The organism is Achromobacter sp. UBA2119 (assembly GCF_002331005.1).
Classification (GTDB): domain Bacteria; phylum Pseudomonadota; class Gammaproteobacteria; order Burkholderiales; family Burkholderiaceae_B; genus Achromobacter; species Achromobacter animicus.
The window spans coordinates 121,501-145,676 of the sequence record NZ_DCYD01000003.1 but is presented as its reverse complement, the minus strand read 5'-3'; the positions used below and the strand labels follow the sequence as shown (position 1 = coordinate 145,676).

The following is a 24,176-nucleotide window of genomic DNA, read 5'->3' as shown; positions in this document are numbered from 1 at the left end:
GAATGAAGGAACGCCCATCATGACTGCCAATCCATCCCCCGGCGCGCGACTGCGCCAACACCTTGCCGACAGCATCGTGGTGGCGCCCGGCGCATACGACGGCCTATCGGCCCGCCTGGTCGCCGCGGCCGGGTTTTCAGCGGTGTACGCCAGCGGCGGCGCTATTGCGCGCGCCGCCGGCTATCCGGACATCGGACTGCTCAGCTTTACCGAAGTCATGGACCGCGTTGAAAAGATCGTCGAGGCCAGCGGCCTGCCGGTGATCGCGGATGCGGACACCGGATTCGGCGGCTCGGCCAATGTTGAGCGCACGGTGCGCACGATGGAACGCGCCGGCGTGGCCGCGTTCCATATCGAAGACCAGTCCTTTCCCAAGCGCTGCGGCCATCTGGACGACAAGAGCCTGGTGGACGCTGCCGAGATGGCCCGCAAGGTCCACATCGCGCGCCAGACGCTTGCGGACGCGGACACGCTGGTCATCGCGCGCACGGACGCCATTGCGGTCGAAGGCTTTGACGCCGCCATCGCGCGCGCCGAGCGGTACCTGGAGGCCGGCGCCGACATGATCTTCGTCGAGGCGCCCGAGACGCTGGCGCAGATCCGCGCCATTGCTGAGCGGTTGCCGGGCCTGAAACTCATCAACATGTTCTACGGCGGCAAGACGCCGCTGGTGCCGCTGCCGGATCTGGCCGCGATGGGCTATCGCCTGGCGATCATCCCGTCGGACCTGCAGCGCGCGGCGATCCACGCGATGCAGGCCACGCTCCAGGCCATCCGGCAGACGGGCGACAGCAGCGCGCTGGCGGATCGCCTGACCAGCTTCGCGGAGCGCGAAGAGATCGTGCAGACCCGCCGCTATCTGGCGCTGGACGCTCAGTAGGCCCGAGACGCCGCCGTGCGGTTGCAGCCGTGCGGCATGCGCAGCGGCCACAGCCGTTGGCCGACTGCACCGTACAGCGTGCGGATGCCGCATTGCATCTTCACCTGCGCCAGCATCTGGCCGGCGTGGTCGATGATGCGCGAATCGTCTTCCGTGGACACCACCGCGCGTTGGTCCGTAAAGCCCGACAAGGCCCGGAACTCGGCTGGAATGGCGAACTGGCCCTGGCCGTTCACGTAGCCATAGCTGCGGTCTTCGCTGGCGGGCGCCAGGCCTTCGCGCATCGGACCCAGCGCGTCGAAAGCCGGTCCCGTCAGCGCACCCTTGGCATCCACCCAACGCGCCCCGCCGCCGGACAGCTGCGTCACGGCGCGTCCTTCCGAAAACGCGGACGCAAAGCCTTCGACTGTCACTCGGGTCTTGCCCGAGAGGTCGGTGTAGTCCGTCATGGTGCCGCGGTCCGCCGAGTAATGGCGGATCAGCAGGTCGGAACGCGACGGCCAGCTCCATTCGCCCTTGGGCAGGGTCGCCAGGATCTTGCCGCTGGCGTCCATCACGTGCGTGCCCGCCGCGTCCGCCGCCAGCGCGCGCGCCGGCGAGCCCTGGAACGCGGTGCCGATACGGGACGACGGCGCGATCTGCCAGGCGCCCTTCGCGTTCAGGTAACCCTGACGGTCGGCGCGGCGGATCTCCATCCAGTCACCCAGACGGACGTAGTCGGCGTCCTTCATGTCCAGCGCGTCCTCGCCGTCCGGCGAGATGATCCAGCGGCGCTCGCTATTGCCCGCGCTGACCGAGCCGTCTCCAAAATCGCCCACCTGCAAGCCGCGCATGAATGCGGTCAGCGCCTTGCCCTTGGTGTTGAAGACCGCGGCGGGACGTTCGTATTCGTTCTCTTGCTTGCCCGGCTGCGTCACGCGCCACAGCGTGTCGTTCACGCGTTCCGCGCCTTGATGGCTGGCCGGCAGGATCCACCGCCCCTGCAGGTCGATGACGCCGACGCGCCCCGTGCCCAGCGAAGCGACGGCCTGGCCATTCTGGAACTCGCCGATGCTGCGGAACGCCGGCGCGGCCAGCTCCTTGCCGGCGACGAAGTCGTACAGGCCCCACGGCGCGCCGTCGGCCGCCGTCTTCAAATAGCGAACCACGCCCGGGGCGACGACCTGCGTATCGAAGTTCTCGGGCAGTTCGAACGTCTTGCCGGCACGGTCGATCATGCGTACCACGCCGTCGCCATACACCTGCGCGTAGCCCTGGCGGAACATACCGATGTGCTGCTGCGCGGGCAGGTCCAGCGGCTTGCCGCGTGCATCCAGCAGCACCATGCCGTCGGCCGTCTCGGCTGCATAGCGCAACTGGTCCGCCGTGAGATCGGCGCCTTCGCCGGCGTCGTCCAGCGGCGTCACGGCGGTCCACGACGGATCGGTGACCGTGCTGCCGTCGGCCAGCAGCAGTCCCACCTGGACATCGTCGCAGTGGCAGTGGCTTTGACCCAGCAGGCCCAGCGGCGCGCCAGGCACGCCGGCCGGCAGTGACTGAAGCTGCTGGTTCTGAAGCGTCTTCACTATCTCGGGCTTGAGGAGCGCCTTGCCGTTCTTGTCCAGCACATTGAGCAGCGCGCCTTGCGCGTCGGACAGCCACAGATTGCCTTCCCGCGTTTCCATGCGGCGGGCGTCCGCCAGCCACGCGGGCGCCGCGTCGCCGTGCACCCACGCGCCCGTGGGCGTCAGTACGCCCGCGGTGCGGCTGGCGCCGTCCACGAACAACACATAGCCTTCGCGTTCGTCGCCGGCCGACAGGCCCTTGCCCAGCGTCAGGGGCTGCGGGCGCCCCGGCACCAGCGCCACGAGGTTTTCTCCGGACGGGTACACGATGGTGTCGGCAAAGCGTTGGGATGCGTGGCCTTCCGCGTCCGTCAGCGTCGCAATCACCGCGCCGTCGCGGTCCAGCACCGCAAACCCCGCGCGGCGCGGCAGCGCTGCACTGTAGAAAGCCTTGCCCACGGGGTTCATGCTTTCGTATTGCTGGTCCGCGCCGATCAGTTTGCCGTCCGCCGTCACCAGCACCGAACCATCCGGGCCATAGCCGGTGGCCAGGTTGCCGCTGTCCTGCGCGTAGATGTCGTCCAGCACCGGTTCCACGACCCAGTTCCAGTCCTTGTCCACCACGCCGTACTTGGACTCGCCATTGGTGGCGATGTACAGGCCCTTGTCGCCCAGCGGCCGCGTGATCACGACGCCGGTTCCGCCGTAGCGCCGCTCGCCCTTGGCCGAGCGGTATTCCTCCTTGTACTGGACCGTGGCGCGCGCGGGCACGCCATCGTACAGGCGCACCGCGCGCACCACGTCCTCGAACGGTTCGCCCGCAGGATTGCCCTGGCGATCGATCAGCAGCGGCTTGCCGTCCAGCGTCACAACTGCCAGTCCGATCTCGACAAAGTCCTGCACCGCGTCAAAGCGGGGCGGAACGGCCATGCGGCCATTGCGGTCGATGTATCCCCACTTGCCTTGCCAACGCACCGCGGCCAGCCCGTGGCGGAAGTCGCCAACCGCCTCGAAGATCGGCTCGATCGCGACGCGGCCGTTCTGGTTCAGAAAACCCCAGGCGTGGCGGCGCAGCGAGTTGTCGCGCGGTACGCGGTCGATGTTCTCGATGGCGGACGGCAGCAGCACCGCGGCGCGGCCGTCGTGCAGGTCCCGGATGCAGCCGTTGCCGAAGGGGTTGCGCGAGGAAATGTCGTCGGCTGCCGGATAGGCCTGGTACTCCGCATCGCTCATGCAATACAGGTGCATCGACTGTATATAGCCGTTCTGCGCCTGGGCGGACAGGGATACGCCCAGCGCGGCCAGGGCGCAGGCAAGGCGGGTGGTTCGTAGCACGCGTGACGTCATGATCATTCTGCGTTGGCGTTGGCGTTGGCGTTGGCGGTCTCGGCGACGGGCGGTTTGACGCCGGTGGCCTCGGGGCAGGTGAGCTTCTGGGGCGGCCAGCTCTGCTGGTCCTTCGCATCCACGATCACCATCGTGTCGCACAGCACGCCGAACAGCGCGGTCGTGTTGCCCTTGGTGTCGATGTACTCGATCAGCCGATTTCGGCGGACCAGCGCGCGGCCTTCGTGGAAGCTGTCGGCCCAGGTGAACGCCGGCGCAATCGCATAGCGTCCGGTCAGGTCGACGTACCCGAACAGCTTGCCGGTGCGTTCCAGGCGGCGGGCCCGCGCCAGGCCGTCCTTCAAGGGGCCAAGCTGATTGAAGTGCGCGCCCACGACGCGCTTGCCGTTTGCGTCGATGAAGCCGTACTTGTTGTCGCCATCGCTGTAAGGCACGACGCCTTCGCTGGCTTTGTCATAGTCGACGGTGTGACGGCCCGGCAGGCGCGCGATCTCGCGTCCTTGCAGGTCCACCAGGATGCTGGACGAGCCCTCGTCGTCGTTGAATACGACGCGCTGCATCGAAGCCAGCGGCATGCCATCGCCCCATTTTTCCAGCATCGTCTTGCCGGTCTGGTCGATCACGCGGTAGCCCGCGCCGCTGTTGGCGCGCGCCAGGCCTTCGGGCTGGGTGAAGAACGGATTGAATTCTCCATAGCGCGCCGGCACCTTCATGTTGCCGCGCGCGTCGATGGCGCCTTCGCGCTCGTCGAACTTGATGTAAAGCCAGTCGCCGTACTGCTGCTTGTCTTCGGGACGGCCGTCGGACACACGAATCGCGCCGCCTTGCGCGTCGAACAACACGGCGCTCGCGTCGGCCAGTTCGCCCAGAAAGCGCCCATCCTTCAGCTTCTGCGGCTTGCCTACTACCGGCTCGCTTGCCTTGCCGGTGCGCAGGTTGATGACGCGATAGGCGCGTTCGGTGTAGCCGCCGCGCTTGCGCGTGTCTTCGGGCGCTTCGGCCAGCATCATGCCGTTACCCAGGTATTCCAGGTCATAGGCGCCGTTGTAGCGGGCAGGCACCACCCACTGACCCTCGCGGTTGACCACGCCCCAGCGATTCTTGTCCCGCACCTTGGCCCAGTCGTCCTCGAACTCCTGGACTTCATCGAAGGCCGGCTTGAGCACGGGCGCACCCTTGCGCACGTTCCACAGGCCCATGCGGCGCTGGCGGTTTTCGTTCACCGCGCGGTATTGCAGCAGTTCGCCGTCGAGGCGCGATGCGTCTTCCAGCACGTTGGCCGGAACCGCCACCGTCTGGCCGCGGGTATCGATGAGCAGCGCATCGCCGCGCAGCATGTCTTTCGTGCGGGCCCAGGTGTAGGGGCCTTTGAAGGGGCGCATTTCGCTGTACTGGGGCTCGATGGCCCACGTGCCGTCCGCGCCGATCGCGCCCACCGCGCCGGCCCGATCGGCCTTTGAACGCGCCACGATCGGCAGCGTGACGTCGTAGGTGTCGATGTTTGCCCAGTCTGGATTCGTGACGATATCGCCCGCCGCCGTCAGGATGCCGAGCGGCTGGTCATATTCGCTGGGTCGCAGGAGGGCCAGCGGCGCAGCGGCATCGGCGGCCGACTTGCGTGCGTAGTGGAACTCGCTGATGTCGTAGCCGCGCAGCTTGGCGACGGTGGTTTCGTCAAGGATGCCCAGGCCGTCGGGGTTGTAGATTTGATGCAGCGTCTCGTCGTCCGCGACGGCGTTGACGCTGCTTTGCACGGCGTCGGCGGCTGCGGTGGCGGTGTCGCTGGCGGCGTCCATTGCCGCGTCCCTGGCAGCGTCTGCGGTCGCTTCTGACGGCGTTGCGGGGGTTGGGGCTGCGTCCGCGTAGGTCGCCTCCTGCGCGGCGTCCGCGGCGTCAGCTGCGACCGGCGGATCCTGGATCGCGGCTGCGGTCTCCGCTTGCGACGCGGCCTGCACGGCTGCACCCACCGCAGCAGCCGCGGCCTCGTCTTCCGCGCTCATGTCGTCACGGGTGGCGTCCATGCCGGCGCCGGTAGCGCCTGCCGAAGAGACAGGCACGCCATACACCCACGCGCGTCCCTGATGAATCTTGACGTCGCCGTTGCGCAGGGCGAGCAGCTGCACGCTGCCTGCGGGATCGATCAGCAGCGTCATGCCGGGTTCGGCGGCAAAGCCCCAGCCGTCGCGGCGCTGCACGCCCAGATAGTCGCTCTTGAACGCGTGCAGGGTTTCAAGCTTGCTGTCCAACAGCACCGAACCGCCCTTGGCGTGCCGCGCCAGCCAGACGCCCGGCGCCAGCAATTCGACGCGTTCGTAGCGCTGTTCAGACAGCGGTTCGCCGCGTGCATCCACGAATTCCCAAGCGCGTTCGCGGTTCACAGCCAGCACGTCGCCATCGCGCAGCGGCGGGGCGAGCGAGCGCAGCACCTGCGGACTGATCGCCCATGCGCCGGTCTGGTCCAGCAGTCCCCACCAGCCGCCGTAGCGCGAGTCGCGCGATTGCGCCGGCAGATAGTCGCCCGTCGGTTCGGCCAGCGCCATCACGCCGTCGGGCAGCGTGGCCGGTTTGCCGGTTGCGGTGTTGAAAAGGCGCGGCGGGGTAGGGATCTCCATCGCCGCGAGCTTTTGGCCGGGCTGGAACCCGCCAGTGCGCGTGCCCAGCGGAAAGGTCTTCACGACCTTGCCCTGCCGGTCGATCAGCACGTCCCGGCCATCTTCCTCGGCCAGCGCCGTGCCTTCGGCATTGAAGCCGGTGGCTTCCGAAAAGCGCGGCTCGATGACCCAGCGTCCACGCTTGTCGATGTAACCCCAGCGTTCATCCTGACTGACGGCGGCCAGCCCGTTCTGGAAGGATCGGGCGTCCGAATACGCAGGCGTAATCGACATCACGCCCTGCTTATCGATGTAGCCCCACGCCGCGGATTCGCCATCGGCGGTGCCCACGAGCACCGCGGCCAGACCTTCCTGGTAGGGCTGATGACACATGGTCCCCGCGCCTTCGCCGTAGCTGCTGTAGGAGCACTGCTGCGTCCAGTCGGGCCGCGCCTGCGCGTTGCCCGGCGCCAGCAGCGTCACCCCGGCCAGCGCCACGACCAGCGCCAAGGGCTTGAAGAAGGGCGCCGCCGTCATGGCTTGCAAGCGCGGCGCAAGACCGCGGAAATGAGAGAGCCAGACCGGGCGTGCCACATGATTCGATGCCTGCCGAATGATTGGGAAGGCAGCACTGTAACCAGGGGTACCCGGGGACGGATCGGCAGATGTAACTATTGCGGACGAAGCGTTAACACCTCTGGCTCTTTGATCTGAAATGTGGCTAATTTCGGTTAATGGTTCGCAAGTCAGGCATATTTAGATGTCACTTGCTGTGAAGAGACATTTTCCCTCCAAGCGTCATCGTTTCAGGCCCGGAGGGCTTGAATCTCGCCAGCACACATTCCCCCCGCGCATGCAGCGGACAAAAATTAATCGGTTGAATCGCCTGCGCGCCAGTTCTGTAATACATCCACTGCCCGCCCGGACGGGGGCGACGTTCCCCTGCAAGAGGTTCGCCATGTCCACCCCCCAAAAACCTTCATTGGACGCATCCCAGCTTTGGCTGCTGGTCCTCGCCGGCGGCGGCGTCATGGGCCTTGCCCTGGGCGTGCGCCATGTGCAGGGCCTGTTTCTCCTGCCCGTCACGATGGACCGGGGCTGGAGCCGCGAAACCTTCGCCATTGCCCTGGCCGTGCAGAACCTGACGTGGGGCATCGTGCAGCCTTTCACCGGCATGATTGCCGACCGCTATGGCTCGGCCAAGGTGATTGCCGGCGGGCTGGTGTTCTACGCGCTGGGCCTTGCCGGTATGGCGCATGCCACGACGCCCGCCGCCTTCATGTGGACGGCGGGTGTGTGCATCGGCATCGCGCTGTCCGGCACGGCGTTCGCGGCCATCTACGGCGCGCTCAGCCGCCTGGTGCCGCCGGAGCGCCGAAGCTGGGCGTTGGGCGTGGCGGGAGCGGTTGGCGGCCTGGGACAGTTCACGATGGTGCCGGCGGCGCAATGGCTGATCGGCGGCTGGGGCTGGGTCGCGGCGTTGCTGGTGTTCGCGATGGTGCTGATGATCTTGCTGCCGCTGGCGGTTCCGCTGCGCGAGCCCGCGAACCGGGTGCGCGATGCGGCCGCGCCCGACGCGAACCTGTCGCTGTCTGACGCCATCCGCGAGGCCTTCACACGCCCCGGTTTCTGGCTGCTGAATCTGGGATTTCTGGCGTGCGGTTTCCAGCTGGCGTTCATCGGCACGCACCTGCCCGCCTACCTGATGGACAAGGGCCTGCGCGCGTCGGACGCGGTGGCGGCGCTGGCCATTATTGCGCTCACCAACGTCATGGGCACGTATGTCTGCGGCATCCTTGGCGCGCACCATCGGCGCAAGTATCTGCTCGCGGGCATCTACTTGGTGCGGACCGCGGCGATTGCACTCTTCGTGCTCGTGCCGCTATCCACGTGGTCGGTCTATGCGTTCGCGGCCGTCATGGGGTTTGTGTGGCTGGGCACGGTGCCGCTCACCAATGGGCTCATCTCGCAGGTGTTCGGCGTGCGCTACATCACGACGCTCTTCGGCTTCGTGTTCTTTGGCCATCAGGTCGGCTCGTTCCTGGGGGTGTGGCTGGGCGGCGTGGTGTTCGAGGCCACGCGTTCCTATGACCTGATCTGGCTGGGCGCGATGGCGCTGGGCGTGCTGTCGGCCGCCTTGCATTGGCCGATCGACGACCGCGAGATCCAGCGCGCGCGGCCAGCGGGCGCGGCGGGATAACCAAGCGGGGACGCGGCTACGCCAGCCGGTGCTGCGTGCCCGCGCCCATGGTGATGTGCAGCATGCGGCAAGGCTCCATGACCTTGACCGTATGCCATGCCCCTTTGGGGATGACGTAGGCGTCGCCGGCCAGCATCTTCACCACCTGAATGCCGGTGGGCCATTCCAGGTGCAGCTCGGCCGCGCCGGCCATCAGGCGCACGATCTCGTCGGCGCCGGGGTGCATCTCCCATTGCGGCCAGTCCGCGGCGAACTCGTATTCGGACACCAGCCAGCCGCGCCCGTATTGCTCGAGGTCTACCGGGGATTGGGACCAGAACTCGTCGCCGCCCGTCACGGTGGCGGCGGCGCCGGAGGCGTCCAGGTACACATAGTGCGACGTCAGGTCGATAGCCATGTTGCGGGTCCTCGGGTGTGGGGATCAGGGCAGTGTATGTCAGCGCGCAGCCTGTCACATCGTTGCGTTTATCATGTCTGCCATCGGCAACAGGGAGAGCATGCGATGAGCAAGGGATTCGAAGGGGTGCGCCCCGCGTCCGAATCGTCCATTGAGATTGGGTTCTTCCACGACGGCCGGCATTGTGTCGAGCGTATCCGGGTCAAGCCCACCGCCGCCAACCTCAAGCGCGCTGCCGACCGGCGCGTTGCCATCCTGGAGGCCATTGCGCGCGGGGACTTCGACCACGACGCCGAATTCCCCAAACGCGGCGCTAAGCCATCACAGGGTCCCGCATGACGAGCAACACGCAGCTTGAAATCCACGATCTGTCGCCTGATGCCTTCAACGCCTACGGGTGGATGCTGGGCAAGCCTATGCCGGACGGCAACGGCGTTCCGTTGTACACGCACCCGGCCACCGACTTCTGGCACGAACACCAGTTCAACACCGGCGCGGGTGGCGATGCCGAACTGCTGTGGGTCAATTACCGCAGCCAATCGCTTGAGGTCGCCAGCCTTGAAAAGCATCTGCTGACGCAGCAGGCAATCGTTCCGCTGACCGGCAGCATCATCCAGATCGTGGCGCGCAGCGCCGCCGATGGCTCGCCGGACCTGTCCACGCTGGCGGCCTTTCATGTGGCGCAGGGGCAGGGCGTATGCATGCGGCCGGGCTGCTGGCACGCCACCCGCGTGGCGGGCGACGAGGTGACCTGCATGATGCTGACGCGTCGCTCCACGACGGTTGATCTGATCCAGCATCTGACCACGGACGCCAACGCCACCGAAAGCGCCATCACCGCCATTCCCGCGCGTCAGCTGGAAGTGCCTCAGGATCTGCTGCAAAGCGCCTGAGAAAGGGTCATTCCGCTTCGCTGCATTCGTAGCCCAGGCGCGCGAACAGGGGCCACTTGTTGCGGTAGCTGTCCGTCCAGCACATGCCGAAGAAGGCGGCAAACGGTGCATCGATCCGTTGCGCGGATATCCGCGCTGCCGCGTCGGCATCCCGAGGGCAGAAGGGCTGGCCTGGCGTCGGGTACAGCGCACCGTCCCAGACCGGCTGCTCGCAATGCTCGCAAAAGTTGGACCATTCGCCGGATCGTGCCGGGTTTTCGCGGTAGAACGGCGCAATCGTGCGCAGGGTCTGCGCCACCTCGGGGGCGAGCGCCCGGGTCGACGAGATCATCGCCGGGCCGGGCATCGCCTGCCATTGCGCCGGCCCGAACAGCCAGTCCTGAAACGCCTGCGGATCCAGGCCGGGGCTGTCCGCGTCGTCTTCATTTAGCTCCAGTTCACCCTCGGTGCTTTCATGACCGGGCGGCAGTGCCAGCGCCGCCACACGCGTCAGTTTGCTGCAGGCCGCGCAGGGGTGCTCGGCCTGCAGCACGAAGTACGACGACGCGCGAATGTTGAAAGCCTCTCCGTTCGGGCCGGTCATGCTGGGGTCTTGCGCTGCCATGCTGCTGTGTCTTTCCTGTTGCGTCGGCAAGGTGCGCCGATTCTTTGATATGCGGGGGAAATATGCCAGAATCCCCCGGAATTCGAGCCTGGCGCATTACACGCCGCCGTCACCGGGCGCCCGCGCCATCCCGTCATGCCGGAGCCCTGAATGCGCCACCGCCAGATTAGCACCGCATTTCGCAGCGCCACCTGCCGTCCGTTCATCGGTCTCGTTGCCGTCTTCGCATTGGCGGGCGCCATGGCCGGCTGCACCTTCAGGTCACCCGACGCCGCTTCCGGCTCGCAGTGGGTCGGCATCGAAGGCGTCTCGGCGCAACAGGCGCGCACCATCGCCCGCGAATCCTACCTGTACGGCGCGCCCATGGTCGCCAGTTATCAGGCCATGTATGCATACAGCATCGACAAGAACGGCGCGCAATACAAAGGGCCGCTGAACACCATCAACCCCATGGGCACTGCAGCCGCTGCGGCGGCCGGGCTGGATCCCGCCTATCTGTATTCGTACGCGGCCCTGGACTTGCGCGCCGAGCCCGTAGTCGTCACCGTGCCTCGCGTGGAAAAGCAGCGCGACGCCTCGTTGCAGGTGATGGACCTGTATATGCACCACATCGGCGACCTGGGTTCGCGTGGCCTGGGCGGCGGCGTGTTCCTGGTGGCGGGTCCTTCCTGGAAGGGCAAGACACCCGCGGGCATCACCAAGGTGATTCGCGCCGAGACGGAGCTTGCCACGCTGGTCGCCCGCACGCAGCGCTTCAATCCCGCCGACCAGGACAACGCCAAGCGCATCCAGTCTCGCTTCAAGGTCCAGCCCCTGTCGGCGTTCCGCAACCGTTCCGCGCCTGCGGCGCCCGCCAAAGTTGAATGGATGGCGCCCGTACCGCGCACGCAGATGTATTCGTCGCTGGAGTTCTACGACGAGCTGGCCTTCCTGCTGCGGTTCGCGCCCGCGCACAAGTCCGAGACGATGCTGCGCGAGCGCATGGCCAGCCTGGGCCTGCGGCCGGGTGATGCATACGACACGGCGTCGTTGAACCCAGCCTTGCGGCGCGCGCTGCAAGAAGGCATGCACGACGGACAGAACGACATCGACAAGAACCGCGCGGCGCAGGGCGCCAACACCAATGCACTGTTCGGCGGCAGGGAGACACTCAAGAACAACTACCTGACGCGGGCGACCGGCGCGCAGATGGGGCTGTTTGCGTTTGGCGGCATGAGCGCGGCCAAGGCGCCTCCCAAGGCGCCGCCCAAAGCCCCGACGCGTTAGGCGCGCACCGCATGAAGCGCAACTTCAACATTCACGATCTGCGGATTTTCTATGCCGTGGTCATGACCGGCTCGACGCGGCAGGCGGCGTTGGCCATGCACTTGACGCAGCCGGCGATCAGCCACGCGATCTCACGCCTCGAAAGCGCGACTGGCATCCAGTTGTTCGATAGATCGCACAAGACCCTGCGTCCCACGGAGGCCGGGCAGTATCTCTACAGCGAGGCCAAGTTCGTGCTGGACGAACTGGTGCGCATCGACGAGGCCCTGCACAGCATCGAACAATTCGGCGGGCGTGGCTTGCGCATCGCTTCGTCGCCCGCGTTGGCGCTGGGTTACGCGCCCGACGCCGTGCGCCGCTATCTGGATATCAACGGTACGCGGCCGTTCTCCATCGACGTGGAATCGTCGATGCAGGTCATCAGCGCGGTGGAAACGATGCGCGCCGACTTCGGCCTGGGCGCCGTGGGCCGCGACAGCACGCGGCTGACCTTCACCCCGTTTCTGCGTGCGGACGTCATGGCGATCGCGCATCGGGAACACCCGCTGGCCGGACGCGAGACCATTTCGGTGCTGGATATTCCGCCGGACACCTACGTCAAGCCGTTGTGGTCAGACTATGTGGTGGCGCAGGGCGACATCGCCGACTCGCTGCTGCTGCGGTCCGGGATGCAGGCGCACATGTCGCTGCTGCCGGGCACGGTGCGCGCGGTCAGGGGCATCAGCCTGGTGAACGCGCTGTCCGCGTCCGATATCGTGGCGTCGTTTCCGGATCTGGTGGCGGTGCCGCTCGCCTCGCGCCAGTGGTTCGACTTCCTGCTCATCACCCGCGCCGAGTCCCGCAACAACGAGCTGACCGGGCGGCTGATGGATGCCTTGCGATCCACGGCGCAAGCGCGGCGGCAGGGCGTTTATGCGGAGACGATCGCGCTGCTGTAGCGGCGATCGCCACGCCGTCATTGCGCCGGCGGCTGCCATGGCAGCGATTGCAGATCGCCGTCGATGCTGATTGCCTGGCCGCTGACCATGGCCCCGAACGGACTGGCCAGAAACAACGCCATGTTGGCGATGTCCGCCGCGCGCACGAACTGCCGCAGGCTGACGCCCGACAGCTCCAGTCGGGTCTGTTCCTCCACCGACAAGCCCATGTTCTTCGCCCGGGCCGCAATCACGCGTTCTATGCGCGGTCCGGCGACCAGTCCTGGCAGCAGCGCATTGACCCGGATGTTCAACGGCCCCAGTTCCATCGCCAGCGAGCGGGTCAGCCCCACCACGCCCCATTTGGTGGCGGCATACGGCGTGCGCATGGGCAGGCCCATCCGGCCTGCCACCGAACTGATGTTGATGATGCTGCCACCGCCCGCCTCGCGCAGCGCCGGCAGCGCATGCCGCACCGTGTGGAATTGCGAGGCCAGATTGATGTCCAGCGTCGCGTCCAGCTCCGCTTCCGTGATGTCGGCGATGCCCGCCGTCGGCCCCGCGATGCCGGCGTTGTTCACGAGCACGTCAAGCCCGCCCAGATGCGACAGCGCGGTCTGCATGTAGCGGTCGATCTCGTCACGGCTGCCCACATCTGCGCGCGCCCAGGGTTGGCGGCACGCGGCCAGGGCTTGCTCATCCACGTCGCACAGATGCACGCGCGCGCCGCGCTCCGCAAAGGCGTCGGCCAGCGCGGCGCCGATGCCGGACGCGCCGGCGGTGACGATGACGCGCTTTCCGGACAGGTCGACGGGCAGGGCGGTGATCGCGGCGGGCGTATGCATAGGGGTTTCCGGTCGGTTCATGGTCAGGGCTTCATCAAGCGGCAGGTCGATTCCGCAGGCGACGTATACACCTGGTCGCCCGGCACCCGCGCCACCAGCTTGTAGTAATCCCACGGCGCCTTCGATTCCGCCGGCGTCTTCACCTGCATCAGGTACATGTCGTGCACCATCAGCCCGTCCGCACGGATCTTGCCGTCCTTGACGAAGAAGTCGTTCACCGGATTGGCCTTCAACCACTTCATGATGGTGTCGCCGTCGGTGCTCTTGGTGGCTTCCACCGCCTTCAGATAGGTCGTTGCCGCGGAATAGTCGCCGGCCTGCAGCATGGAAGGCTTTTTCTTCATCACGGACTCGAAACGCGACGCCCATTTACGCGATGCGTCGTCCTGATCCCAATACCACGCCGTGGTCAGGTACATGTTCTGCGCCGCTTGCAGGCCCAGCGCATGCACGTCGGTGATCAGCACCAGCAGGCCGGCGATCTTCATCTTGGGCGTCAGGCCAAACTCGTTGGCCGCCTTGACCGCATTGCTGGTGTCGCTGGCGGAATTGGCCAGGCCCAGCACCTGCGCGCCGGAGGCCTGCGCCTGCAGAATGAACGACGAGAAATCGGCCGTGTTCAACGGGTGCCGCACCCGGCCCTTGGCGTTGCCGCCATCGTCCTGCACCACCTTCGATGCGTCCCGCTCCAGCGCGTGACCAAACGCGTGGTCTACCGTCAGAAAGAACCAATCCTTGTTGCCTTCCTTCATCATCGCGCGCGCCGTGCCTCGCGCCAGCGACACCGTGTCGTACACGTAATGCACGGTATAGGGCGTGCACTGCGAGTTCGTCAGCTCGGACGCGCCCGCGCTCACCACGAAGAACGGCGTTTTCTTTTCCTCGGCCACCTTCGCCATCGCCAGCGCCGCCGCAGAGTTTGCGCCCGCGATCAGCATGTTCACGCCGCGCTGATCCAGCCATTCCCGGGCGCGTGACGACGCGATATCAGCCCGGTTCTGATGGTCTGCGACCAGCACCTCCACCTTCTTGCCCGCCACGGTACCGCCCAGGTCCGCGATCGCCATCTTGATCGCCTCGGCGCCGCCCGGTCCATCGGCGTCGGCCGACAGCCCCGACATATCCGTGATGAATCCGATTCGGATGACCCCGTCATCGGCCTGGGCCGCGCCCGTCATGCCCAACAGCGCGGCCAAGGCCGTCGCACGCAACGTTTTCTTCATGTCTCGTCTCCCCACTGGGTGGATGTGTGTTTTCAGAACGCGACGTTGCCGCGTCCCTTCAGTTGCAGGGTCTCGCGTGCGTCGTCGGGTGTGGCGACCTGCAAGGACAGGCTTTCCAGAATCCGCCGGATGCGGCGTACCTGGTCTGCGTTCGAGTGTGCCAATTCGCCGGGGCCGTCCCACAGCGAATCCTCCAGGCCCACGCGCACGTTCCCGCCCATCGTGGCCGCCATCGTTGCCAACGGTGTCTGCTTGCGCCCCGCGGCCAGCACCGACCAGATGTAGTCATCGCCAAACAACCGGTCCGCCGTGCGCTTCATCATCATGACGTCTTCCGGGTGCGTGCCGATGCCGCCGCGGATGCCGAACACAGACTGGATCAGGAACGGCGGCTTGAGCAGCTTGCGGTCCACGAAATGCGCGGCCGTGTACAGGTGGCCGATGTCGTAGCACTCGATCTCAAAGCGCGTGCCGTTGTCACTGCAAGACGTGAGGATGTGCTCGATGTCCTTGAACGTGTTGCGAAAGATCAGGTCGTTGCTGCCCTCCAGATAGGGCCGTTCCCAGGCGTGTTTGAACTCCTTGAAGCGCTCCAGCAGTTCATACATCCCGAAGTTCATCGATCCCATGTTCAGCGACGCGACTTCGGGCTTGAACTGCAGGGCCGGCGCCATGCGCTCGGCAATGGGCAACACTGGCGATCCACCCGTTGTGATGTTGACCACGACGTCCGACGCCTCCTTGATGCGTGGCAGAAACTGCCCATACAGCGGCGGATCCTGCGTAGGCTGGCCGGTGTCCGGCTGACGCGCATGCAGATGCACGATGGCCGCGCCCGCCTCGGCGGCATCCAGCGCAGACTGCGCGATCTGATCGGGGGTGACGGGCAGATAGGGCGACATCGACGGCGTATGGACCGAACCGGTGATGGCGCAGGTGATGATGACCTTCCTGGACTTTTTCATGGGCCTCTGGCGCCGTGTGATTGCGCTGTAGATTCTTGTGGCCCCGGCTGTCTCCTCCGGGTGTAGGCCATTCTGTCGCAGGCCTTCGGGTCCTGTCACCTGAACAGAAATTATCAATTGATAGGGAATCCGGTGCTGCGGTGCAGCGTGAGGTGACGCTGGCGCCAGGCGAAAAAAAACCGCCGCCAGGATCGCTCCGGGCGGCGGCTTTTTGAGCCAATTGGCTGCGAGGACTTAGTCCTTGCGGCTGGTCACTTCAACCAGGTGGTAGCCGAACTGGGTCTTCACCGGGCCTTGCACTTCGCCGACCGGGGCGCTGAACACGACGGTGTCGAATTCCTTGACCATCTGGCCCGGGCCGAAGGTGCCCAGGTTGCCACCGTCGCGGCTCGACGGGCAGCTCGAGTTTTCCTTGGCGAGCTGGGCGAAGTCAGCGCCATTTTCAATGGCGGTCTTGAGTTCGTTGGCCTTCGCTTCGGTGGAAACGAGGATGTGACGGGCGGAGGCTTGTGCCATGTGGGAACTCCTTGCAGACTGATTTGGGGAGGGGAGAGTAACGCATTCGCGTGAACTCGCTACGTTGGCAATGATAAACGGGGATTGATCCGGCCCCGGATCAGGCTTGGTATGCGCATGTGACCAGCATCCGCACTTCCCCTAATACCTGCCCATATCCTTATACGATTATCGTATTTTCAACGCGCCCCTCCCGGGACGCGTCCACAGCCGAGGCAACGCGGGCTGGCAATGAGATGCACGTTTTCGGACGAGACTTCCTATGCCTGATTCAGCTTCCCGAGTACTGTTGAAAAGAGAGTCGGTACCGCCGTTCTCGTCAGAGCCCAATCTGACGGACCGCGTCACCGAGATGCTGCTGGACGAGATTACCAGTGGCGACTACCAAGTCGGCGAGGTCCTGCCCCCAGAGCAGACCATCGCCACCCGGCTTGGCGTTTCGCGCACCGTGCTGCGCGAAGCGGTTTCCCGCCTGAAGGGCGACGGCATTGTGCAAAGCAAGCAGGGCCGCGGGCTGACCGTCATGCAGACGGCGCGGCCGTCGGTGCTGCGCATGCAGGCGGCGGACATTGGCGATGCGGATCAGGTGCTGCGCATCGTGGAATTGCGCCGCGGCTTCGAGATCGAAGCTGCTCCACTGGCGGCGGCTCGGCGGGACGAGGACGATCTGGCCGCGATGCGGCTGGCGCTGCGCAAGATGGCCGATGCGATCGCGTCCGGCGACGTGGCAGTTGGCGTGGATGCCGACATGGAATTCCACCGCTGTGTGGCGCGCGCCACGCGCAATGAACACTATCTGAATTTCTTTGATTTCCTGGCGGTTCTGCTCAAGAAGAACCTGCGCGTGTCGCGCTCTCGGTCGGCCAAGATCGCGGGCCGCGGGGCGCAGGCGCAGAAGGAGCATGAAGCGCTGTTTGCCGCCATCGAGAAGGGCGACGTGGAGCTTGCGCGGCAGTACGCGCGCACGCACGTCGACAACACGGAAGCACGTCTGCGTACAGCGGCGGCCACGGCTGAGAAGCCGTAGGCGCCCAATAAGGGCATCCTCCAAGGGGAAGTGGTGATGGGTCAGAAGACGATCGATGAGTTGGTGCGCGCCGAGGAAGGACTGGTCAGCCGGTCCATCTTCGTGGACGAAGAGATCTTTCAGCAGGAGCTGAAGCAGATCTTCTCGCGCGCGTGGCTGTTTGTGGGGCACGAAAGCCTGGTGCCCAAGCCGGACGATTACTTCGTCTCGCGCATGGGAACGGAGTCCGTGATCCTGACGCGCGACCGGCAGGGACAGATCCAGGTCATGCTCAATAGCTGTGCGCATCGCGGCATGAAGCTGTGCCGTTATGACCACGGCAACAACCGGACCTTCACCTGTCCGTACCATGGCTGGAGCTTTTCCACCGACGGCAAACTGGTGGAACGGCCCGGCGAGCTGGTCGGGGTGCCCGGCCACGCGACGCACTACAAGGGCGAGCTCGACAAGAAGCAGTGGGGCCTGAAGACGGTGGCGCAGGTGGTGAACTACAAGGGCGCCATCTGGGCAACGTGGGATCCGAACGCGCCGCCGTTCCTGGACTACATCGGCAACATGCGGCTGTATCTCGATGCAGCGCTGGACCATCGCAACGGCAGTCCGGGCGGCTCGGAGGTGATCGGCGGCGTGCAGAAGTGGCGCGTGAAATGCAATTGGAAGTTCGCGCCCGAAAACTTCATTGGCGATCTGTACCACGACATCAGCCACCGCTCGGTGGACATCGTGGGCATCGGGCCGGGCGGCGGCAAAGGCCGGCGCGATGCGTCGGCCACGAGGTCGGCGATCTGTTTTCCGGAACTGGGCCACGGCCTGCTGGGCCGCTTGCCGTTCTACGAAGAAGGCCCCTACGCGCCGCAGTACGGCCGCTACCCGGAGGTGGAAGCCTACTACCGCGAAATCCATGAGCAGCGCGAACGCACGCTGGGTTCGGCGATGCGGGTGCAGACCAGCGTGGGCACCATCTTTCCGAACATGTCGTTCCACGGACGCCAGCCGCGCACGCTGGCAGTGTTTCATCCGATCAGCTCGACCGAGATGGAAATGTGGCGCATGTATCTGGTGGACAAGGATGCGCCGGAGGCGGTCAAGGAGGCGGCTCGCCATTATTTCCTGCGCTATTCCGGACCGGGCGGCATGACGGAATCGGACGACATGGAAAACTGGACGGGCGCCACCGAGGCCAGCATGGGCGCGATGTCGCGCGAACTCTTCTTCAATTACCAGATGGGCGTGGGCCACCGCCAGGACGTACCCGAGATTCCCGGCTGTGCGGTCAACGGCGAGTACACCGAGGAAAACGCCCGGATCTACTACCGGCGCTGGGCGCAGTTCATGAACGGCCTGTCCTGGGACCAACTGATGGCGGGCGCGGTGCGCCTTGAGGAGGCGGCATGAACGCACCCATCGAGAACGCGCCGCCCGTGGCGCAGGACGACAGCGTGGACGACATGCTGCTGTGGTGGGAAGCGCACCGCTTCCTGCACTACGAGGCCGATCTGCTGGACCACCGCGAGTTCGACAAGTGGCTCACCCTCCTGGACGAAGCCATCACGTATCGCATGCCGCTGACGCGCAACGTTCGCCGCGACGCGATGGCCCAGGAATACTCCGGCAAGCAGGATGCCGCCTGGTTCGACGAAGGCATCGACACGCTGCGCCAGCGCGTCGCGCAGATCAAGACCGGTATTCACTGGGCCGAAGAGCCGGCCTCGCGTGTGTCCCATCTGGTGACCAACATCCGCGTGCTGGACGTGACGCCCGACGACGACGGCGGCGACCTGGTGCGGGTGCGGTCGCGCTTTCTGATCTACCAAAACCGCCTGCAATCCGAAGTGAATCTGTTCGTGGGCAAGCGCGAGGACGTGCTGCGCAGGCGGGACGGGCGCTTCACGATTCTGTCGCGCGAGATCCACCTGGACCAGAACGTTCTCTTATCGAAGGCGCTGACGATCTTCTTCTAGCGCGCTGATGCCGGACCCGGCCCGTCTGCCGGGATTCGATGGTTTTCCTTCCACTCGGGGCCTGACCGCCGACAGGACGCGCTCGCCCATACCTGGAGTTGCAGCATGCAAAGACGTACTGTACTGAAGGCCATTGCCGGCGCGGCCGCGATGACGGCGACGGGAATTTCATGGGGCGCCGACGCGGCGTATCCCAGCAAGCCGATCCGCCTGATCGTGCCGTATCCGCCGGGCGGCGTCACGGACGTGGCGGGTCGCCTGGCCGGCGAGATCCTCACCCGCAAGTTCGGCCAACCGGTGGTGGTGGAAAATCGGCCGGGTGCAAACGGCATGATCGGCAGCCAGCAGGTGGCTTCGGCGCCGGCGGACGGCTACACGCTGCTGCTCAACGGCCTGGGCGGCATGGTGTTGCCGATGGCCACGGTGACCGGCCTGCCGCTGGACACGGCGCGCGCCTTCACGCCGATTGCGCAGATGGCCGAATTCATCAACGTGCTGATCGTGCGGGCGGATTCGCCGATCCGCAGCGTCGACGACCTGATCGCCACGGCGCGCAAGCGCAGCAAGGATGGCCTGAACTATGGGTCCAACGGCATCGGCTCGTCCGTGCACCTGACCACCGCATTCTTCGCGCAGCACACGGGCACCAACCTGCTGCACGTGCCGTACAAGGGCAGCGGCGAGATGCTGGTGGACGTGGTCAATGGCAATCTGGACTTCAGCTTCAGCAACCTGCCGCCGGTGATGGGCCTGATCCGCAAGGGATCGATTCGCCCGATTGCGGTGACCAGCAGCTATCGCAGCAAGCAGTTGCCGGATGTGCCGACGATGGCCGAGCAGGGCGTGGCGGACTTCGACGTGACGAGCTGGCTGGGTGTGTACGGCCCCGCCGGCATGCCGCCCGACATCGTGCAGAAGCTCAGCGCGGCTTTGCAGGAAGGTATGGCGCAACCCCAGTCGCTGGAAACCTTGACCGCCGCGGGCTTTGAGCCCAAGCCGAGAGGGGCCGACGCCTTTGCGGAGCTGAACCGGGCTGAGCTGGCCCGCTGGAAGCAGGTGGCCACCAAAGCCAGCATTTCCCTGAAATTTGGAGCCTGAGCATCATGGAAACCTCATCAGCCCCGCTGCGCGTCCACACGGCCATCATCGGCGCGGGGCATGCGGGTGTCGAATGCGCGTGGGCCTTGCGCGCCGCGGGCGTTGAAGGCGATATCGCGCTGTTCGGCGCGGAAACGCATGCTCCCTATGAACGGCCGCCGCTGTCCAAGGCCCTGCTGACCGGCTCGACCAGCGCCGAGCGCATCGCGTTGCGCGCGGGCGCCGCCTACGAGAAGTCGCGTGTGATCGTGGTGGCGGGCGATCCGGTGGCCGCCATCGATACCGCGGCGCGCACGCTGCGCACGGCGTCGGGCCGCGAGGTGGCCTATGAACACTGCGTGCTTGCCACCGGCGCCAGCGCGCGTGGCATTGCGGAGGTGGCGGGCGAACAGGTGTTTTCCGTGCGCGGCCTGGACGACGCGCACCGGCTGCGCGAGGCGCTGCGGCCGGGCATCCGGCTGCTCGTCGTGGGCGCGGGTTATCTGGGGCTGGAGGCGGCCTGCTCGGCGCGCAAGCTGGGCGCCGAGGTATTGGTGCTGGAACAGGGCGGCAACGTGATGGCGGGCAAGGTGTCCGAATCCACTGCCACGCGCATCGGCGACCTGCACCGCGAAGCCGGCATCGAGATCCGCCACGGCGCGGCGGTGCGGCGCTGGGAACGCACGGCGACGGGTTGGCGCGCCCATCTGGCCAGCGGAGAGTCCATCGACGCTGAACTCGTGCTGGTGTCCATCGGCGCGGTTGCCGAGACGGCGCTTGCCGAAGCGGCGGGCCTGATCTGCCTGGACGGCGTGGTCGTCGATGAATGTTGCCGGACCTCTGCGCCCGGCGTCTACGCCATTGGCGATTGCGCAAGCGCCTTTCGCGGAGAGCTGCAGCGTTATGCCCGCATCGAAAGCGTGCAGAACGCGCTGGCGCAGGCGCGCACGGCGGCGGCAACCATTGCCGGCAAGGCCCCGCCAGCGGCGCGTCCGCCCACCTTCTGGTCCGAACAGCAGGGCCGCCGTCTGCAGATGGCCGGCCTTGTCGACCCGGCCGCGCCTTGCCGTGACGTCCTGCTGCCCACCGCCAAGGGCTGGCTGGTCGAGCGATACCAGCACGGCCGACTGGCCGCGATCGAAGCGGTCGACAGCCCCGTGGAATTCATCAAGGGCGTGCCACGCATCGGCGCGCCCGAAGCGGTTGCGGCCGCTGTTTGACGCTACTTCTGGAGACAACATGCCCGTTGCGATATTTGAATTGCCCGATGGCGCCGAACAGGTGCTGGACGTGCCCGACGACTGGTCGCTGATGGAAGCCGCGCGGCGCGATGGCCTGGAAGGCATCGTCGCCGAATGCGGTGGCGGCGCCATCTGCGGCACCTGCCACGTGCAGGTGGACGCGGATTGGCACGCGCGGCTGGAGCCGCCCGGCATGGCCGAGGAGGCGCTGCTGGAAGTCGTGCCCGAGCGCTGTCCCACCAGCCGCCTGTCCTGTCAGGTCATCATGACGCCCGAGCTGGACGGCATTCGCGTGCGCGTGCCTTCGTCGCAGCTTGAGCTGTAGCCGCGGCGCCTGAATCGCAAGACGCGAACCGAAGGAGCAATCGCATGGCCGACAACAAATCCATCAATCTCGTCGATCTGCAACCCGGCGTGCGTGTGCGCATGGCGGGCGGCGCGTTGGCCGAGATCGTCGAGAACCCGCAAGACGGCTTCTGGCTGATCGTCCGTTACCTGGACCATCCCGCCGAGCCCGCGCTGGTCGACGCCGGAGAGCAACAGGTGTTTGCCACCGACGTCGAAGCAATCGAACCCTGACCCCACTGGAGCCCCCAATGAATCAAAAGCCCAAAGTCATCGTCTCCGCACCCGTGCCGCCCGACCTGCGCGAGCGCCTCGCTGAGCGCTGCGAAATCGTCGAAGTGCCCACCGGACAGAATCCGGCCGAGGTGCTGGGCGCGGACGAGCGTGCGCAGATCGAAGGCATGGTGTGCACCGTGCGCACCAAGGTCGATCAGGCGCTGCTGGATGCATTGCCCGCGCTGAAGGTCAGCTCGAACTTCGCAGTTGGGTTCGACAACGTCGACCTGGCGGCCGCCACGCGGCGCAAGGTGCTGATCTGCAATACGCCGGGCGTGCTGGATGGCGCGGTGGCTGATGTGACCATCGGCCTGATGCTGTGCCTGTCGCGCAACCTGGTGGCGGGCGACGCCTTCGTGCGCAGCGGCGCGTGGACCAAGGGCGCCTTTCCGCTGACGCGCGACATCCGCGGCAAGACGCTGGGCCTTTTGGGCATGGGCCGCATCGGCCGTGTCGTGGCGCGCGCGGCGCAGGCCTTCGACATGAAGGTGGTCTATCACAACCGCCGCGAGGACCCACAGGCCGAAGGCCTGGCCACCTATGTGGACCGCGATGAACTTTTCAAGACGTCGGACGTGCTGAGCGTGCATATCCCGCTGTCGGCGGAAACGCGCCATTCCATCGGCAAGCGCGAATTGGAACTGATGAAGCCCACGGCGTATCTGATCAACACCGCGCGCGGCCCCGTGATTGACGAGGCCGCGCTGATCGAAGCGCTGCGCGCCGGCACCATCGCGGGCGCGGGGCTGGACGTGATGGAGCAGGAACCGCTGCCGGCCGACAGCCCGCTGTGCGCCTTGCCGAACGTGGTGCTGCAGGCCCACGTAGGCAGCGCCACGCACGAAACGCGGCGCGCGATGATCGACCTGGCGGTCGCCAATCTGATGGATGCGCTGGGAGGCCAGAAGCCGCAGGCCATGGTCAATGCCGAGGTGTGGCAGGCGCGCGTCTGACGGCACTGCGCCGATAGACGCGGCCCCGCCAAGATGGGGCTGACGGGCGGGACCCGCGCATGCAGCCGGTCCCGCCTTTTCCTATTTCCCGCCGTAATCCACCACGATTCCCGCCTGCTGCGCGACCTCGCTCCAGCGCTTGAACTCCGCCTTGGAGAACGCCTGGAACTGCGCGGCGTCGCGCAACTTGGGTTCAAAACCGGCGTTGATGATGCGGTTCTGGTATTCCGGCGCGGCCAGCCCGGTGACGATGGTGTTGGACAGCTGGGCGATGATGGCCGGGTCCACCTGCGCGGGCGCATACATGCCCAGCCAGCTCGTTACGTCGAAGTCCTTCATGCCCTGTTCCTGCATCGTCGGCACGTTGGGCAACTGCCGCGCGCGATAGGCGCTGGTCACCGCCAGCGCCTTCAGACGCTTGCCGTCCACCATCGGCAGCGTGGGCGGCAGATTCATGAAACAGAGGTCCAGATCGCCGTTGGCCGTACCCACCAGCGCCTCGCTGGCGCCCTTGTACGGCACATGATCGAACTTCAGGCCCGTGCGCATGGCAAAGAGTTCGGCCGTCATCTGTGACGAACTGCCGACGCCGTTGCTGCCGTAAAGCGGCTTGCGCTTCGTGGCGCGCAGATATTCGATCAGCTCAGGCACCGTATTGGCCGGATGGTCCACGCGCACGACGAGCGCGTTGACGAACTCGGCCACCTGGGCGATGGGAAGCAGTGCGGTGGGGATGTCGATGGGCAGCCCGCGCAGGGTGGCGGGGGGCAGCACGTTGTGGCCAAGACCCCCGGTGGTGAGGGTGTAGCCGTCAGGCTTGGAGGCGGCGGCGGCCTGCATGCCGATGACGCCACCGGCGCCGGCGCGGTTTTCGATGACCACGCTCTGGCCGTACTTGGCATAGAGCAGGTCGCCGACCAGCCGTCCCGCAAGATCGGTGGCGCTGCCTGGGGTGGATGAGACGATGATCTTGATGACGCGGGACGGATACGCCCCGTTCTGTGCCCAGCTTGCGCCGGTCAGGTGCAGGCCGGCGGCGGCCCCCATCAGCTTCAACGCACTGCGACGTTTCATGACGACTTCCCCTTGGGTTATAGACCTACTGCTT

23 protein-coding genes are annotated in these 24,176 nt (G+C 66.1%); 14 read left to right on the top strand and 9 right to left on the bottom strand.

What is annotated here, in order from left to right; genetic code table 11:
- Nucleotides 1-19: 19 nt before the first annotated feature.
- Nucleotides 20-880, top strand: a complete 861-nt coding sequence (locus B3098_RS02465) for an isocitrate lyase/PEP mutase family protein (protein WP_286890556.1) — start codon at nt 20-22, stop codon at nt 878-880.
- On the opposite strand, the gene B3098_RS02460 is transcribed toward B3098_RS02465, so the two are convergent.
- Together B3098_RS02460 and B3098_RS02455 are read right to left on the bottom strand one after the other, a co-directional pair.
- Nucleotides 874-3,771 (bottom strand): WG repeat-containing protein, encoded by a 2,898-nt coding sequence (locus B3098_RS02460; protein WP_286890555.1) that lies wholly within the window; start codon nt 3,769-3,771, stop codon nt 874-876. The two genes, B3098_RS02465 and B3098_RS02460, sit on opposite strands and share 7 nt — an antisense overlap.
- Nucleotides 3,772-3,773: 2 nt before the next feature.
- Complete coding sequence (locus B3098_RS02455) at nt 3,774-6,899, bottom strand: WG repeat-containing protein (protein ID WP_286890702.1); 3,126 nt, start codon at nt 6,897-6,899, stop codon at nt 3,774-3,776.
- Between the two features lie 421 nt (nt 6,900-7,320).
- On the opposite strand from B3098_RS02455, the gene B3098_RS02450 reads away from it, so the two are divergent.
- Nucleotides 7,321-8,562, top strand: coding sequence for an MFS transporter (locus B3098_RS02450; protein WP_279973603.1), 1,242 nt, complete (start codon nt 7,321-7,323; stop codon nt 8,560-8,562).
- Nucleotides 8,563-8,578: 16 nt separating this feature from the next.
- Here the strand turns inward: B3098_RS02450 and B3098_RS02445 are convergent, their stop codons facing one another.
- On the bottom strand, nt 8,579-8,959 hold the full coding sequence (locus B3098_RS02445; RefSeq protein ID WP_175137962.1) for a cupin domain-containing protein: 381 nt from the start codon (nt 8,957-8,959) through the stop codon (nt 8,579-8,581).
- Nucleotides 8,960-9,064: 105 nt separating this feature from the next.
- Here B3098_RS02445 and B3098_RS02440 point away from each other — a divergent pair, with 105 nt between their 5' ends.
- Together B3098_RS02440 and B3098_RS02435 are read left to right on the top strand one after the other, a co-directional pair.
- Nucleotides 9,065-9,298: an Arm DNA-binding domain-containing protein gene (locus tag B3098_RS02440; protein WP_279973600.1), complete on the top strand. Its 234-nt coding sequence runs from the start codon at nt 9,065-9,067 to the stop codon at nt 9,296-9,298.
- Nucleotides 9,295-9,852: an ureidoglycolate lyase gene (locus tag B3098_RS02435; protein WP_286890553.1), complete on the top strand. Its 558-nt coding sequence runs from the start codon at nt 9,295-9,297 to the stop codon at nt 9,850-9,852. The genes B3098_RS02440 and B3098_RS02435 overlap by 4 nt, the downstream gene beginning before the upstream one ends.
- 7 nt (nt 9,853-9,859) lie before the next feature.
- Here B3098_RS02435 and B3098_RS02430 read toward each other — a convergent pair whose 3' ends face one another.
- Complete coding sequence (locus tag B3098_RS02430) at nt 9,860-10,435, bottom strand: hypothetical protein (protein ID WP_286890552.1); 576 nt, start codon at nt 10,433-10,435, stop codon at nt 9,860-9,862.
- Nucleotides 10,436-10,606: 171 nt separating this feature from the next.
- Between B3098_RS02430 and B3098_RS02425 the strand changes: the two genes are divergently transcribed.
- The gene (locus B3098_RS02425; protein WP_286890551.1) at nt 10,607-11,722 is read left to right on the top strand and encodes a DUF1254 domain-containing protein; all 1,116 of its coding nucleotides are present in this window, start codon (nt 10,607-10,609) and stop codon (nt 11,720-11,722) included.
- 11 nt (nt 11,723-11,733) lie between these two features.
- Nucleotides 11,734-12,660 carry a LysR family transcriptional regulator gene (locus tag B3098_RS02420; RefSeq protein WP_286890550.1) on the top strand — a complete coding sequence of 309 codons (927 nt, stop codon included), beginning with the start codon at nt 11,734-11,736 and terminating at the stop codon, nt 12,658-12,660.
- 17 nt (nt 12,661-12,677) lie between these two features.
- On the opposite strand, the gene B3098_RS02415 is transcribed toward B3098_RS02420, so the two are convergent.
- The 4 genes from B3098_RS02415 to B3098_RS02400 all read right to left on the bottom strand — a co-directional run bounded on the left by B3098_RS02415 (nt 12,678) and on the right by B3098_RS02400 (nt 16,188).
- Nucleotides 12,678-13,484, bottom strand: a complete 807-nt coding sequence (locus B3098_RS02415) for an SDR family oxidoreductase (RefSeq protein ID WP_279973592.1) — start codon at nt 13,482-13,484, stop codon at nt 12,678-12,680.
- Nucleotides 13,485-13,507: 23 nt separating this feature from the next.
- On the bottom strand, nt 13,508-14,707 hold the full coding sequence (locus tag B3098_RS02410; protein WP_286890548.1) for an ABC transporter substrate-binding protein: 1,200 nt from the start codon (nt 14,705-14,707) through the stop codon (nt 13,508-13,510).
- A gap of 32 nt (nt 14,708-14,739) precedes the next feature.
- Complete coding sequence (locus tag B3098_RS02405) at nt 14,740-15,672, bottom strand: 3-keto-5-aminohexanoate cleavage protein (protein ID WP_286890546.1); 933 nt, start codon at nt 15,670-15,672, stop codon at nt 14,740-14,742.
- A gap of 234 nt (nt 15,673-15,906) precedes the next feature.
- The gene (locus tag B3098_RS02400) at nt 15,907-16,188 is read right to left on the bottom strand and encodes a peptidylprolyl isomerase (protein WP_006385706.1); all 282 of its coding nucleotides are present in this window, start codon (nt 16,186-16,188) and stop codon (nt 15,907-15,909) included.
- A 262-nt stretch (nt 16,189-16,450) separates the two neighbouring features.
- On the opposite strand from B3098_RS02400, the gene B3098_RS02395 reads away from it, so the two are divergent.
- The 8 genes from B3098_RS02395 (at nt 16,451) to B3098_RS02360 (ending at nt 23,068) form a co-directional block, all read left to right on the top strand.
- Nucleotides 16,451-17,215, top strand: a complete 765-nt coding sequence (locus tag B3098_RS02395) for a FadR/GntR family transcriptional regulator (protein WP_175122268.1) — start codon at nt 16,451-16,453, stop codon at nt 17,213-17,215.
- Between the two features lie 36 nt (nt 17,216-17,251).
- A complete protein-coding gene (locus B3098_RS02390) occupies nt 17,252-18,610 on the top strand; it encodes an aromatic ring-hydroxylating oxygenase subunit alpha (protein ID WP_175137953.1) in 1,359 nt (452 codons plus the stop codon).
- The gene (locus B3098_RS02385) at nt 18,607-19,176 is read left to right on the top strand and encodes a 3-phenylpropionate/cinnamic acid dioxygenase subunit beta (protein WP_175137952.1); all 570 of its coding nucleotides are present in this window, start codon (nt 18,607-18,609) and stop codon (nt 19,174-19,176) included. The genes B3098_RS02390 and B3098_RS02385 overlap by 4 nt, the downstream gene beginning before the upstream one ends.
- A 105-nt stretch (nt 19,177-19,281) precedes the next feature.
- A complete protein-coding gene (locus tag B3098_RS02380; protein WP_286890527.1) occupies nt 19,282-20,274 on the top strand; it encodes a Bug family tripartite tricarboxylate transporter substrate binding protein in 993 nt (330 codons plus the stop codon).
- Between the two features lie 5 nt (nt 20,275-20,279).
- Entirely contained in the window at nt 20,280-21,473 is a 1,194-nt protein-coding gene (locus tag B3098_RS02375; RefSeq protein WP_286890526.1) for an FAD-dependent oxidoreductase, read from the top strand.
- A 19-nt stretch (nt 21,474-21,492) separates the two neighbouring features.
- Complete coding sequence (locus B3098_RS02370; RefSeq protein WP_056324760.1) at nt 21,493-21,819, top strand: 2Fe-2S iron-sulfur cluster-binding protein; 327 nt, start codon at nt 21,493-21,495, stop codon at nt 21,817-21,819.
- A gap of 44 nt (nt 21,820-21,863) precedes the next feature.
- Nucleotides 21,864-22,073 carry a hypothetical protein gene (locus B3098_RS02365; RefSeq protein WP_056324762.1) on the top strand — a complete coding sequence of 70 codons (210 nt, stop codon included), beginning with the start codon at nt 21,864-21,866 and terminating at the stop codon, nt 22,071-22,073.
- Between the two features lie 17 nt (nt 22,074-22,090).
- The gene (locus tag B3098_RS02360; protein WP_286890524.1) at nt 22,091-23,068 is read left to right on the top strand and encodes a 2-hydroxyacid dehydrogenase; all 978 of its coding nucleotides are present in this window, start codon (nt 22,091-22,093) and stop codon (nt 23,066-23,068) included.
- An 81-nt stretch (nt 23,069-23,149) separates the two neighbouring features.
- On the opposite strand, the gene B3098_RS02355 is transcribed toward B3098_RS02360, so the two are convergent.
- Entirely contained in the window at nt 23,150-24,142 is a 993-nt protein-coding gene (locus B3098_RS02355) for a Bug family tripartite tricarboxylate transporter substrate binding protein (RefSeq protein ID WP_224776933.1), read from the bottom strand.
- Nucleotides 24,143-24,176: the final 34 nt, after the last annotated feature.